We start from the raw sequence: 12,560 nt of genomic DNA, 5'->3' as shown, positions 1-12,560 counted from the left end.
CGGGCGCTCGAAAAGCCCGGGTGATCCAATTGAGTACCGACCGCACGCTTGATTTGCGCCTGCGGCGCGGGGCGAGGCTCTGCCTTGCGCTCCGGGATACTCGCAGAAAGTGGAGGGGGTCAGAGCAGACCTTCGGGCGGATCAACGATGATGCGACCGCTGGCGAGATCGACAGTTGGGACCGCCGCCAGGGTAAAGGGGAGGAGGGTGGTGCCCTTGATCCCGGGCCCTTCGATTTCGAGCAGGTCCGAGGCGCCGTGGTTTTGCACGGACTTCACGCGGCCCAGTTGGGTGCCACCGGTGTCAAATACGGCCAGCCCCATCAGGTCGGCGTGATAGTATTCGTCGTCAGGCAGCGAGGGGAGTTGATCGCGGTGTGCGAACAGGCGGGTGCCGCGCAGGGCGTCGCCTTGTTCTTTGGTCGCCACATCACCCAAGTGGGCGGCAAAGCCGTTCTTGATTGCGCGGGTCAGCAGGATTGTGAAGCTCTTGGTGCCGGTCTCATCCGTGAGTGGTGAATAGGCTTCGATGTCTTCGGGGATGGCGCAGTAGGATTTGATGCGTACTTCGCCGCGTACCCCGTAAGAGCCGGCAATGGCGCCGACGCAGACCAGGTCGTTGTCGTTGGTGTCTGTCATGGGGCCTCAGCGGGTTTCAATGGGCAGTTGTGCGTGACGCTGTTCCCAGCCTTCGCGCTGCAATTCGGGTGTATCAGATATCTGTTCCGGCCAGCCAATGCAAAAATAACCTATGAGCCGCCAGTTGGGGTCGGCGTTCAGGTCGATGGCTAGTTGTTTGGGGTCAAGCACGGACACCCAGCCCAGTCCCAACCCTTCGGCGCGCAGGCGTAGCCAGAAGAGGGTGGTGGCGGCCACGACGGAATAGCGGCGCATTTCGGGCATGGTGTGGGCTCCAAGGCCATGGCCTTTGGATGTGGCGTCATCGCAGTAGATAGCGAGTTGCACCGGGGCCTCTTGCATGCCCGAGAGTTTGAGCTTGCTGTAGTTTTCAGCCTGTTCGCCGGAATAGCCGGACAAAGCTTCGGAGTTTGCGGTGCGAAAATTGTTCAAAGCGGCGGCGCGGGCCGTGTCGCTGTCGATGCGCAGGATGCGCCAGGGTTCCGACAGCCCCACCGAGGGAGCCATGGAAAAGGCGTCGAGGCAGCGCGCTAGCGCCACCTCGTCCACCGGGTCAGAGCGGAACCGGCGCACGTCGCGCCGGAGCCGCATCAGCAGGTCAAGCTGCGTGCGAAAATCGTCTGTGAAAAGCTGATCTTGCACGCAGATTATCCCCATTATTCAGATGCTTCAGCGGCTTCTGCTGCCTTGGCGGCTTTCTCTTCTGCCCGCTCCTGGGCTTTCTTGCCGGGGGTGCCCTTCTTGGGGTTGCTGCGGTCGGCTTTTTCGCGGACGCCAGCGGCTTCCAGCATACGAGCGATACGGTCGGTGGGCTGGGCGCCCTGGTCCAGCCAGTACTGAATGCGCTCCATGTTCATTTTCACGCGCTCTTCGCTGTCTTTGGGCAGCAGCGGGTTGTAGGTGCCCAGCTTTTCGATGAAGCGACCGTCGCGCGGCATGCGGCTGTCAGCAGCCACGATGCGGTAGAAGGGACGCTTTTTCGAGCCGCCGCGGGCGAGACGAATTTTCATAGCCATGGGTTTATCTCCTTTAGATGGCGTTAGCAGGCAAGGGCCTGTTATTCTTGGTGTTTCTTGTGGTGTCGGATGACTTCCTGAATGATGAAGTTCAGGAAAGCCTTGGCAAAATCGGGGTCCAGATCGGCTTCTTTCGCCAGGTCTTCGAGCCGCTCGATCTGCGCCGCTTCGCGGGCTGGATCGGACGGGGGAAGGTCGTGAGATGCCTTGAGGCGACCCACCGCTTGGGTGTGCTTGAACCGCTCGCCCAGAGTATAGACGAGAATCGCATCGAGGCGGTCGATGCTGTCGCGGTGGTCTTTCAGCAGCTCGGCTGCGCGTGTCACGGGATCAGTCATGAGGTCCTCTGAGTTGCAGCAAATTGGGTGAAATACAGGATGCACAATGCGTGCACCAAGCGTGCACTACCCGTGCACCGCCGCGACACACCATCGAAACCGGCGAACCGAGAGAAAAGACGTGCGTTAATCAAGTGCCCATCCTTTCGGTTTGAACAGCGGATCGGCGTAGTGGTCGATCTCCATCTCGATGCCATGCGCCAACTGCGAACCATCAAGTTGCGCGGGCGAGGGATGGCGATAGACAGCATCGTTGCCATCGATGGTCTGTGCGTTCTTGTCCTTGACCGCGCCCAGGCGTTCGGCCAGGCGGATCGAGTCGAGGTTCTTGGGGTCGATGTAGCTGACCGCGCCGTCCCAACTGAGCTGGGTGTAGAAATAGCGGCGCGCGGCATCAACCGCTTCGAGTGCGTAACCGTGACCTGCTGCATCGGGCCAGATCACCCAGGCCAGTTCCTGCTCGGGCCATTTTGCGGGTTTCCAGCCGTGCGGCCATGCCATAGGTCTCATCCGTGGCCTTGTCGTGGATCATCCACATGCCATAGCCGCGGATCTGCCAGTGGCCGATTTCGGCGGCATAGAGCATCCATGACTCATAGGCGTTCAGCGGCCCGCCCATGAAGCGCGCGCGGTAGCTGGTGAAGGTTGCCTTGAAGTCCGGGTAGTCGTCAGCTTCGGGGCCGCGCAGGATCAGGCGTTTGGTTTCCAAGGTGGGGATCGAGACGGTCATTGATCGCCCCCCACTTTCGGGTGGCGCCAGACCTGGCATTTTTTGCCCAACAACTCGCCTTCGCGTTCGTAAGCAGCACCAAGACGCGTGGCGAGCGCCATGGAACGGTCGTTGGCGTGGGCGATGTAGCTCATCACGCCATCAAGGCCTTGATGGCGAGCGGCAAAGTCGCGGGCGGCATGAGCGGCTTCGAATGCGTAACCCTTGCCTTCGGCCTCGTCCATTACGGTCCAGCCCAGTTCGGGTTCGTCCCAACCGGGGGCGAAAATCATCCCCGTCCAGCCAACAAAGGCGTTCGTTGCCTTGTCGGTCAGGTGCCACAGGCCAAAGCCGTTCAGCGTCCAGTGGCCCAGACGTTTGATCAGCGATTCCCAGCTTTCGGCAGCGGTCTTGGGACCGCCGACCATGTGGCTGCGTTCGGTTTCAAAGAACGCGGTCATGCGCGGCAGGTCGTCGGCATGCGGGGCACGCAGGATCAGGCGCTGAGTTTCGATGGTGGGGACGTTGAGGTCGAGTGCGGTCATGCGTAGGCCTCCATCCCGCCAGCGGCGAGATCTTGCGGAGACGGGTGACGCCAGATTTCCAACGCGCCGTGACGCTCGTGCTCGTAGATGCCCTCGTATGTTGCGCCCATGCGTTTGGCGACATTGCGCGAGCCGTGGTTTTCCGGGGCAACAAGGCTGATGGCGGTTTTCCAACCCAGCGTGTCATAGGCGTATTCGCGCGATGCCAGTGCAGCCTCGGTCGCGTATCCTTTGCCCTCGAACCCGTTCATCAGGTCCCAGCCCAATTCGGGTTCGGGCCAGCCGTGGGGAAACCAGGGGCCGATGATGCCGGCCAATTCACCTGTTGCGGTTTCTTCGACGGCCCAACGGCCAAAACCGCGCAACTGCCAGTGGCCCAGTTCGGTGGCCAAGGCGCGCCAGCTTTGTTCGGCCGTCATCGGGCCGCCCACAAATTTCGACCGATCGGACGCAAAGAACGCCGTGAAGCTCGCGAAATCGCGGGCTTCCATCGGGCGCAGCGTCAGGCGCGGGGTCGATATGGTGGGGATCTGGATCATGCCATCTCCCGCAGGTCATGCACGATGACGATGTCGTCGGGATCATCGCCTTGTGCGGTGGGGTCGATGACGCCGCCAAGACGTTGACCTAATGCGATGGAACGGGTGTTGGCAGGATCAATGATGTTGATCAGCCTGTCCCAGCCAAATGTTGTTCTAACCCACGTCATGACAGCACGGGCGGCCTCGGCGGCATAGCCTTTGCCTTCGGCCTCGGGGACTACGAACCAACCCAGTTCTGGTCCCGGAATCCATCGGGCTGATAAATGCCCACTTCTCCGACGTAGTCGCCGCCATCTGTGGTTTCGACGCCAAACGGGCCGTAGCCGCGTAGCGTCCAGACGCCGACATCCCCGGCCCAGACATGCCATGCCTCACGCCGGGACATCATGCCCCGCTCGTGGATGGCGCGCGCGGACGCAAAGAATGCCGCCCAATGCTCGAAGTCTTCGAGCTTGGGGGCGCGCAGCGTCAGGCGCTCTGTCTGGAGGGTGGGGATGCGCATCGGTTACTTCTTTTTGCCGAAACCGCTGAGGCCCGGAGGCAGGCCCATGCCGCCGCCGAGACCGGGCAGGCCACCGGGCATTCCGCCTTTGCCGCCCATGGCCTTAGCTGCTGCTTCGAGCGCCTTGGGGTCCATGCCCTGCGCCATCTGTTCGGGGCTGGCGCCGCCTTTGCCGAGCATGCCTTTCATGGCCTGTTTCAGCATGCCGCCTTTGCCCATCTTGCCCATCTTTTTCATCATGTCCGACATCTGCCGGTGCATCTTGAGCAGTTTGTTAAGGTCAGAGACCTCCATCCCGGCGCCTGCGGCGATCCGTTTTTTGCGCGAGGCTTGCAGCAGGCCGGGGTTGGCGCGCTCTTTTTTGGTCATGGAGTGGATCAGGGCGATCTGGCGTTTGATGATCTTGTCGTCAAAGCCGGCTTCTTCGACCTGTTTGGCCATTTTGCCCATGCCGGGCATCATCGACATCATGCCCTCCATGCCGCCCATCTTGAGCATCTGTTCCAGCTGCATGCGCAGGTCATTCATGTTGAAATGACCCTTCATCATGCGCTTCATCATTTTTTCGGCCTGTTCGGCCTCGATGGTTTCCTGGGCCTTTTCGACCAGGGCTACGATGTCGCCCATGCCAAGGATCTCGGCCCGCGATGCGGTCAGGCTCGAAGGTCTCCAACGCGTCCATTTTCTCGCCGAGACCCACAAAGCGGATCGGCTTGCCGGTAACAGCGCGCATCGACAGGGCCGCACCGCCACGGCCGTCGCCGTCCATCCGGGTCAGGACAACGCCCGAGATGCCGATCTTGGCGTCGAACTCTTCCGCCACCTCAACCGCGACCTGGCCGGTCAGGCCGTCGACCACCAGCAGGGTTTCACGAGGGGAGACGGCGTCGCGGACGTCTTCGACCTCTTGCATCAGGACTTCGTCGATCTGGAGGCGACCGGCGGTGTCCAGCATATAGACGTCATAGCCCCCAAGCGCGGCCTGCTGTTTGGCGCGTTTGGCGATGTCGACGGGGTTCTGGCCGGGTACGATCGGCAGGGTGTCGACGCCGATCTGGGCGCCCAGCACCTTGAGCTGGTCCATAGCCGCAGGACGGTAGACGTCGAGCGAGGCCATGAGGACCTTTTTGCCCTCTTTATCCTTCAGGCGCTTGGCGAGTTTACCGGTGGTGGTGGTCTTACCGCCGCCCTGCAGACCGACCATCAGGATCGGGGCAGGCGGGTTGTCGATCTTGAGCGCACCGGGGTCTTCTTCGCCGCGCAGGGTGTCGACCAATGCGTCGTGCACGATCTTGACGACCTGCTGACCGGGGGTGATGGATTTGGTGACGGCCTGGCCGGTGGCCTGATCCTGCACCTTCTTGATGAACTCGCGCGCGACGGGCAGCGAAACGTCGGCTTCCAGCAGGGCGACGCGCACTTCGCGCAGGGCGGTTTTGACGTCTTCCTCGGACAGGGCGCCCTGTTTGGTCAGGCGATCAAAGACCCCAGAGAGGCGTTCGGATAGATTTTCAAACATAACGCGTCGTGGCTCCTTTGCCGGTTCTTGCAGGTGCCCCTTACTTAAGAGGCGGCGGGGTCGTTTCCAATTGTGCCGATGTGGCGCAATGCGGATCGGGGCGAGCCATACAAGTTTACCCCCACGGGCGTAACACGCTGGTGGGGGGCGATCCCTGAACGACTCATGGGACCGGAAGGCACAATGCTCCCGGGTGTTTGCGCGGGACGTATGCGGAATGGGGGGCAGAGTCAAGTGGTGCCGGAGTTTGGGGGCGCTGCCCCCGTTGTATTTTCAATAAGGAGAAGTGGGGGTGGGGCGCTTGCAGCCATTGACTGAATTTCCTAGCTCTTGAGGAGGCAAGGGAAGAGGGCTTGATGCGGGTTTTGAGTTTGCTTTTGGCAATGTTGATGGCGAGTTCCGTTACCGCCGCGTCGGATCGAGCGGCGCTGATTGCGCAGATAGAGGCAGGTGGACAGAACGAGTTCAAAGACGAGCGGCATGCGGTTGAGGTCAATGACTGCCAGCTCACAACCTATCGCTGGAAAGAGGTCGAAGGCGAAGGATGGGTGCTGTGGACGTCATTCGAATTTCCGATGCTGACGGTTGGGTTAAGTGAGAATCCAACCACTCCGGAGATAGACTATTTTGTCTATGCCGAAACGGAGCCGCCGATGGCAATGGTGTTTTTCAAGGCGAAAGAGGGCACCGACTTCAGCCATGAAAAACCGTTCCAACGACCTCCTAAGGGCGAGTATGTCGCGTCCGGTCGTGGAGACGGAACAACACATTACATCGAGCGCAAAACCGAGGTCTTCATAATGCATCAAGGATCGGATGTGCGCGAGAAGGCTGAGATGTTCACCAATGGCTACATCCGCTACGTTCAGGACTTCTGCGCTTACGTCAGCTGAGCAATCGTGCCGGTAAGCTGCCTTGAACCGCCCCTGGGAAAAGCATACTGAATAGGATGATCAATTCGGGGGCGATCCATGGGCAAGATGGAAGCAAAACGCGAAGCCAAGCGCCGTGCCATTTTGGCGGCGGCGCGGGATGAATTTCTGTCTGTTGGATTTGAGGCCGCGAACATGGACCGCATTGCGGCGGCGGCTGAGGTCACCAAGCAGACGGTCTATCGCTACTTCCCGTCCAAAATTGACTTGTTTGAGGCCACGCTCCAGCTGATCGGCCAATCGAGCGGGGCCGATTTCCTGCACCACCTTGAGGGTGCTGAGCCCAGGACGGCCTTGGTTCAATTTGCCGAAGGGTTCATGCGCTGGCATCTGGAGGACGAGCCGCTCCGTGTGTTCCGCCTGTTGGTTGCGGAAAGTGTACGCTCGCCCGAGGTCGTCAGCACGTTTTTTACGGCCGCGCCGGATCAGACCAATGCGGCCTTGGCCATGTTCTTTACCCAGAGGTTGCGCGTGGCCGAGCCCGAGGCGCATATATGCCTCCTAACCTCGATGCTTTTGGCGCATCGCGATGATGCCTTGTTGGGGCGGGGGCGGCCGGACGACCATGAGATTGCCCGGCACGCCGAGATGGCGGTCCGCGTTGTACTGGCAGATTTGGGCGCTCCCTAAACCAGTTGAGGGTTCTAATCGCCAGCTTTGGCCAGGTGCAAGGTATAGGCCGCGATGGTGATCAGGATGACAGCCCCACCTGCAAGGCTCGCAACAGCGGGCACTTCGGTGAAGAAGATATAGGCCCAGATCGGCGCCAGAACGGTTTCCAACATCAGGGTCATCGAAACCTCGGTCGCGGTGGCATAACGCGTGGCGACCATGGACAGGACGCGACCAAAAGGGGCGGTGAGCAGGCCCATGGCCGCCATGATCAGCCATGTTTGCGCGCCGAACTGCGAGGGCTCGGTAACAAAGACCATGGTGGCCGCGAGCAGGAACCCTCCGGTCCCTACGGCACCCATGCGGCTGACATCCGGAAACTTGCGCAAGAGCGTCATCATCAGGGCAAGGCAGGACACCGCAAAGACGGCAAGCAGATCGCCGAACAAATTGCCCGACCCGGTAGAGCCCGAGACAACGATGGCAATGCCGACGATGACACCTGCGATGGCCAACAGTGTCTGTCTCGAGGCGACTTCACGCAGGAACAGCCAGCTGAAGATCGCGGCAATGGCGGGTGTGGCGCTGAGGATCAGGAACGTATTTGCGATCGAGGTGTTCTTGATGGCAAAGACCAATCCGCTTGCGCTGCCCAACATCAGCAGGCCTGAAATCAGAAGCGGCCAGCCGCTGTCGCGCAGAACCTGTAGGACGCCGCGCTTGTCGCTGAGTTGAATAACCGTCGCCATTGAAATCGCAGTGAAGAGGCCGAAAAGGAACGAGGTTTCCAGCTCGTCCACGCCGGAAAACCGGATGAACACGGGGTCAAGGCTCATCAGGGCGGCGCCAAACAGTGCGATGCAAATGCCCTTGAGGCGGAGAGTGCGCGAGGTGCTGGGTTGAGAGTTGTCCGTCATGGGGAGTCTTTCGGTGGTGGGTTGCGAGTCTAATTTCATACTGGGTGGTGTGATTTCAGCTTTGCCGGAGTGAGTCAAGAAAATCATACCATACAGTATGATATTGAGGCATTGCCTTTTGCAGGCTGCGTGGTAGGCGGTTGGGAATTACCTTTGATACGGGAGCCACAGCCCATGGACGCTTCATCCGCTTTTCAGGACACTCTTCCGCTCAGTTCGGACGCGCTGCTCAAGCGTCTGGACGATTGGGGGTTGAGCTATCGGTTGCACTCTCACGTGCCGCTGCGCACGGTCGAAGATGCGATGGCAGTCGAAGATCAGTTCGTGGTGGCCGGAGAGGCCACGCTGCGGGTCAAGAACCTGTACTTGCGGGACCGTAAAAAGAGGAACTATCTGGTGACGCTGGAGCAGAGCCGCGAGATTGATCTGAAAGCGCTGGGCGCTGAACTGGGCGTGGGCAATCTGTCGTTTGGATCGGCGGATCGACTATTGCAGAACCTTGGCATCCGTCCGGGCGCGGTCAGCCCGTTGGCGATGATCAACGGGGTCGAGAACGGGGTGACGTTTTTCATGGACGCGGCCGCCCAGAAAGCGGATGTGATCAACATGCACCCGCTGGTCAACGACCGCACTGTGGCGATGTCGCAAGAGGGCATGATGACGTTCTTTGAGAAGATCGGTTGTGAGGTGAATTGGGTTTGAGGTGAGCCAGCCCAGTCAAGGGTGGCCCGACTAGGGGAAGTGCCAACAGTGTTGGCTTGATCGTCGCACCGCTGCTTCGGCAGGCAAACACTTAGGGAAGGTCGCACCCTAGCGTTGCCAGTTGTTTGCGAGGTTCATCCGACACGCCATCATCAGACTGCAGCAGCTCACCATCGATGCCGCAGACCTGAACGCGACCTGTAGGCATGGTCTGAGCCAGGTTGTCAGTGTATGAAGACAAACCGCTTCCATTGACGGTGTAGTGACCCGAGGCTGCAACATCGGAAAAATAACCTTCGGCCAGAACAACACCGACCGGGTGGGCAAAGACCCCGAGGTGAATGTCCGTCACTTGCAGGCGGTTGCCTTTGACGGGGCCTGAGACGCGCAGAACATCCCCTGGGCTGGCGTGTTCCAGGCCAGAGATGTCAAGTGTGGCAGTGCCAATGGTGGTTGTGCCTTGATCCGTGACGGGCTTAACGTAACTGCCCTGCAGGCTTGCGGTTTTGTGCGGAGCTATGGATTCGATGCGGGTTGCCTGGATGCCGTAACGGGTCCAGAAACCTTGCACGGCAACCCAATCGTTTACCTTCAAATCTGATAAAGTGCCCGGAGATTCCACAGATACGCCCAGAACTGTGAGCTCGTTGCCATCAAGTGCAGAAACTGGCCCGATCACAGAATGGATCTGCTGGATAGCCTGAGCCGCCCAACCCTGTTGATCCGCGGTAACGGCGACGGCTACGACGTCGCCGGGAACCAAGTCACTTGCTGTTTTTTCTCCGGTTTCAGAGGTGACAGGCAGCGATGCTGGGAACGTGATCCGATGGCCGTTGACCACGATACTGCCCAGTGCCGTGATTTCTCCGACAATTCCGGTGCCTGTCAAGCCGCCCTCGCGAGGTTCGTTTTCGGCCATGGCACCTGGAACGCGCAGCAGGAGCGAGCAAAACAGGATCAGGGCTGCAGAGTATGTGTGTTTCACTGTCATGTGTCCTTGACCTTGTCCGGCTGCCCGTCGCGGACCGGAGGTGTGGGGGCGACAAAAACGCCAGTGACGAAACGGCCGTTCAGGAGGTTGCCCGAGGCATCGTCCTGACTCTGCAGCTTATGGGCGAGGGTGTTCAGCGTTCCAAGGTAGTCTGCTGCCATAGTCCGTGCAGTCTCCTCCAGTTGAGTGACAGAGGCGTCCGACAGGTGGGAGTACCGCAATACCTGATCAAACTGGCGTGGCTCGCCTGGAGGGGTGAGCACATTTTCAGTCGCGATCCTGACGTGATCAGCGATGGTGGCTTCAAAGGCTTCCAGAGCCGCGTCACCGGTTTTGCCGACAAAGGTTGTCGTGCGCAATTCGATCGCACCATCGGGGTGCTGAGTCACGAGATCCTGCGCCTGGAGCTCGTTCATGACGGTTGCTGCTGCCAGATCGACTTTGCTGGCCTTGATCAGTTCATCAAAGCCGGGCGTGTCGCCGTCTCGCTTGCGCGCCAGGGGGCGACCGCCACCTGCTCCGTTGCTAAATGGCTTTTGCTGAGTCCAGGTTGCCAGGACCATCGCTAGTCCATGAATGGGAAATTTTGCGGGCGATCCGTCTTCGATGTCGGAACGGAGCCTCTTCACATCTTTGCGATGTACACCTGTTTTAAGGCTGACGAGGCTGTCGGTTGCATCGGTCCCGTCCAAAGCTGAACCAACCAGGGCACGTTTAAGTGCTTCTATCCCCATTTGCACAGAGAAATTGTTTTTAATCATTATCTTGGAAAGGGGGCGCAGGACAGATGCAAGCGTTCGCTCCAAGCGTTCTGTGTTCGTGTCTGTCTGTCTGGATGTCATCTCAAGCGCCATGCCGTTTCGGCAAATATATGCCAATGTTCATACTTACGAAACCATTTTCACGACCCTGTGTATTGATCGTGGGAAAATTTCCCATGAACGTGAAGGAAGTTCATATAGGAGGTTTCACCGTGTCGTCCCTTACAAACTTCTCACCACAGCAAGCAGCAGGTCCGGCGCCTGAAAACTGGTTTGAGCGATTTGGTTGGGGCCCGCAAGAAACGCCGCGGTTCGAGACCATTCTTGCAGGCTTTGAGCATTTCGCGGCTCTTCAGCCCGAGGCACCGGCGGTGGAATGGGCGAGCGATGTAATCACTTACGGTGCGCTGGATGCAGCTGCCGCGCGGTTGGCGCACCGTTTGACCGATGCTGGTATTGGCCATCGGGATGCGGTCGGGCTTTATCTAAAAAGATCCATTCCGATGGTGGTGGGGATTTTGGCCTGTATGAAAGTGGGAGCGTATTACGTTCCGCAGCATGTCGGTGTCGCAACGGACAAAGCTCTGCGGCATATTTCCCGGACGACACAGGCGCGTGTGGTTTTGACGCTAGAAGAGCTTTCGGACAAGGTGCCGTTGGTGCCCGGACAGCGGTTGATTGTGCTGGAGCATCAGCTGTGTGCCGAGACGGCCCCGCGCTATACCGAGCCCAGCCCTCTGGACCCAGAAGATATCTGCATGGTGCTCTTTACCTCGGGAACAACGGGGGTGCCCAATGGTGTTCAGGTCACGCACAAGAACCTGTGCAACATTCTGCAGACTGCTCCGGGGGATCTGGGAATGCGGCCAGGTCTGAAAGTGGCGCAGGTCCTGTCGATCGCTTTTGACATGGCGGCATGGGAAACACTGGGAGCCTTGTCGAATGGGGCTACTCTGGTCATTCGTGGGTCTGATATTCAAGAGACCGCCAGCAAAGTGGATGTCCTGATCGCGACGCCTTCTGTTCTGGGATCGTTGGATGCGGATGCGTGTCAGAATATCAAGACTGCTGCAGTGGCAGGTGAACCCTGTCCACGTCCGTTGGCCGACAAATGGGCGAGTTTTTGCAATTTCTACAACTCATGTGGTCCGACAGAGACGACAATCATCAACACTGCCATGCGGCACCACCCGGACAAGACAGAATTGACGATTGGCAGACCGACGCCGAACAACACGGTCTACATTCTTGACGAGGATCTCAAGCCGGTTCCGTTCGGCGGTCGTGGGGTGATGTGGGCTGGCGGCGACTGTGTTACCGCCGGTTACCTGGCGAACCCCGAGCTGAACGCGGAACGATACAAACCCGACCCATTCCGCCCTGGTCATATGATGTTCAACACCCGTGATCTTGGTGCGTGGACGGAAGCTGGAGAGCTTCTGCACTTTGGTCGTGTTGATGACCTGGTAAAGATCCGGGGCTTTCGGGTGGAATTGGATGGAGTGTCGCGCGCGCTTGAGGCAACCCCAGAATGCGCCCAAGCAGTGACGCTGAAGTATGACGGCCAAACACTGGTGTCTTTTGTCAGCCCTGAAGACGTGTGCCCCGTCGAGGCGAGAAGCAATGTAGAGCAAGCACTGCCCTATTATTGTGTGCCAAAGATCATCGTGCCGTTGGGCACTCTGCCGAAGACGGTCCGGGGTAAGTTGGACAAGCGCTTGTTGTTGGCAATGGCCAGGCAAGTGCTTTCGGAACCTCGTTTGGAGGCGGCGGAATGACGGTTCAAACGACAGATATCAACGCGCCGTCGCGATTTAGGCTTCGTAACTTCACCCG

General features: G+C 59.3%; 13 protein-coding genes and 3 pseudogenes. 4 read left to right on the top strand and 12 right to left on the bottom strand.

The genetic code is table 11. The features are described from left to right. Window positions 1-119: 119 nt before the first annotated feature. From rimM to ffh, 9 genes and pseudogenes are all read right to left on the bottom strand, one after another. Window positions 120-638 carry a ribosome maturation factor RimM gene (rimM, locus tag ACZ1HE_RS19925; protein ID WP_472623646.1) on the bottom strand — a complete coding sequence of 173 codons (519 nt, stop codon included), beginning with the start codon at window positions 636-638 and terminating at the stop codon, window positions 120-122. Window positions 639-644: 6 nt separating this feature from the next. Continuing rightward, complete coding sequence (gene bluB / locus ACZ1HE_RS19920) at window positions 645-1,295, bottom strand: 5,6-dimethylbenzimidazole synthase (protein WP_472623644.1); 651 nt, start codon at window positions 1,293-1,295, stop codon at window positions 645-647. Next, a complete protein-coding gene (rpsP, locus tag ACZ1HE_RS19915) occupies window positions 1,295-1,654 on the bottom strand; it encodes a 30S ribosomal protein S16 (RefSeq protein WP_472623642.1) in 360 nt (119 codons plus the stop codon). The genes bluB and rpsP overlap by 1 nt, the downstream gene beginning before the upstream one ends. Window positions 1,655-1,695: 41 nt before the next feature. After that, entirely contained in the window at window positions 1,696-1,992 is a 297-nt protein-coding gene (locus ACZ1HE_RS19910; protein WP_472623640.1) for a chorismate mutase, read from the bottom strand. A gap of 126 nt (window positions 1,993-2,118) precedes the next feature. Next, window positions 2,119-2,722, bottom strand: a pseudogene (locus tag ACZ1HE_RS19905) (GNAT family N-acetyltransferase). Beyond that, the gene (locus ACZ1HE_RS19900; RefSeq protein ID WP_472623638.1) at window positions 2,719-3,246 is read right to left on the bottom strand and encodes a GNAT family N-acetyltransferase; all 528 of its coding nucleotides are present in this window, start codon (window positions 3,244-3,246) and stop codon (window positions 2,719-2,721) included. The pseudogene ACZ1HE_RS19905 and the gene ACZ1HE_RS19900 overlap by 4 nt, the downstream one beginning before the upstream one ends. Further along, window positions 3,243-3,785, bottom strand: a complete 543-nt coding sequence (locus ACZ1HE_RS19895) for a GNAT family N-acetyltransferase (RefSeq protein ID WP_472623636.1) — start codon at window positions 3,783-3,785, stop codon at window positions 3,243-3,245. Before ACZ1HE_RS19895 ends, ACZ1HE_RS19900 begins: the two co-directional genes overlap by 4 nt. Next, window positions 3,782-4,290, bottom strand: a pseudogene (locus ACZ1HE_RS19890) (GNAT family N-acetyltransferase). The gene ACZ1HE_RS19895 and the pseudogene ACZ1HE_RS19890 overlap by 4 nt, the downstream one beginning before the upstream one ends. Window positions 4,291-4,293: 3 nt before the next feature. Next, a pseudogene (gene ffh / locus ACZ1HE_RS19885) lies at window positions 4,294-5,809 on the bottom strand (signal recognition particle protein). 389 nt (window positions 5,810-6,198) lie between these two features. Between ffh and ACZ1HE_RS19880 the strand changes: the two are divergent. Both ACZ1HE_RS19880 and ACZ1HE_RS19875 read left to right on the top strand, forming a co-directional pair. After that, window positions 6,199-6,702 carry a hypothetical protein gene (locus ACZ1HE_RS19880; RefSeq protein ID WP_472623634.1) on the top strand — a complete coding sequence of 168 codons (504 nt, stop codon included), beginning with the start codon at window positions 6,199-6,201 and terminating at the stop codon, window positions 6,700-6,702. A gap of 78 nt (window positions 6,703-6,780) precedes the next feature. Further along, entirely contained in the window at window positions 6,781-7,371 is a 591-nt protein-coding gene (locus ACZ1HE_RS19875) for a TetR/AcrR family transcriptional regulator (RefSeq protein WP_472623632.1), read from the top strand. A gap of 14 nt (window positions 7,372-7,385) precedes the next feature. Here the strand turns inward: ACZ1HE_RS19875 and ACZ1HE_RS19870 are convergent, their stop codons facing one another. Continuing rightward, window positions 7,386-8,270: a DMT family transporter gene (locus tag ACZ1HE_RS19870; protein WP_472623630.1), complete on the bottom strand. Its 885-nt coding sequence runs from the start codon at window positions 8,268-8,270 to the stop codon at window positions 7,386-7,388. 174 nt (window positions 8,271-8,444) lie between these two features. Between ACZ1HE_RS19870 and ACZ1HE_RS19865 the strand changes: the two genes are divergently transcribed. Further along, on the top strand, window positions 8,445-8,972 hold the full coding sequence (locus tag ACZ1HE_RS19865) for a prolyl-tRNA synthetase associated domain-containing protein (protein ID WP_472623628.1): 528 nt from the start codon (window positions 8,445-8,447) through the stop codon (window positions 8,970-8,972). A gap of 91 nt (window positions 8,973-9,063) precedes the next feature. Here the strand turns inward: ACZ1HE_RS19865 and ACZ1HE_RS19860 are convergent, their stop codons facing one another. Together ACZ1HE_RS19860 and ACZ1HE_RS19855 are read right to left on the bottom strand one after the other, a co-directional pair. Beyond that, window positions 9,064-9,957: a DUF5666 domain-containing protein gene (locus tag ACZ1HE_RS19860; protein ID WP_472623626.1), complete on the bottom strand. Its 894-nt coding sequence runs from the start codon at window positions 9,955-9,957 to the stop codon at window positions 9,064-9,066. Between the two features lie 2 nt (window positions 9,958-9,959). After that, window positions 9,960-10,805: a DUF6502 family protein gene (locus ACZ1HE_RS19855; protein WP_472623624.1), complete on the bottom strand. Its 846-nt coding sequence runs from the start codon at window positions 10,803-10,805 to the stop codon at window positions 9,960-9,962. A gap of 131 nt (window positions 10,806-10,936) precedes the next feature. Between ACZ1HE_RS19855 and ACZ1HE_RS19850 the strand changes: the two genes are divergently transcribed. Beyond that, window positions 10,937-12,502, top strand: a complete 1,566-nt coding sequence (locus tag ACZ1HE_RS19850; RefSeq protein ID WP_472623622.1) for an AMP-binding protein — start codon at window positions 10,937-10,939, stop codon at window positions 12,500-12,502. Window positions 12,503-12,560 lie beyond the last annotated feature (58 nt).

The organism is Falsiruegeria sp. JB4-1, assembly GCF_055693495.1.
This window is presented reverse-complemented; position numbering and strand designations above follow the sequence as displayed.